This window comes from Dellaglioa sp. CoH-57-MRSF-17, assembly GCF_056782015.1.
This window is the reverse complement of the sequence record NZ_JBXAXY010000129.1, coordinates 1-278: the sequence shown is the minus strand read 5'-3', so window position 1 is coordinate 278 and position 278 is coordinate 1. Positions and strand designations below refer to the sequence as shown.

Below are 278 nucleotides of genomic sequence, written 5' to 3'. Positions count from 1 at the left end.
ACTTTTTCTGATTCTTGACGAGACAGCTCTGTTCTTTCTCAAGCTCTGCGAGGCGGACTTCTGCACGGGTTTGCGCGGCCCGCGCCTTTCGGTAGGCATCGTCCTGTGCGTGCTTCTTCCGCTTCTTCTGAGCGGCCTTGAGGCGTTTCTTGAGCGTTGCCGGGTCCTTAATCTTCACCGCCTGCCCGCAAGACTCGCACTTGCCCTCTGCGAACTTCTCTGCATGTTCGAGCTGATGCTCATAGACCCGAACCAAGGTTTCCAGATCAGCTTCTTCC

1 protein-coding gene is annotated in these 278 nt (G+C 56.1%); it reads right to left on the bottom strand.

All coding sequences use genetic code 11. The features are described 5' to 3' along the window. On the bottom strand, positions 1 to 278 hold a 278-nt coding region (locus AC1RPJ_RS08140), incomplete at both ends, for a hypothetical protein (RefSeq protein WP_481762903.1).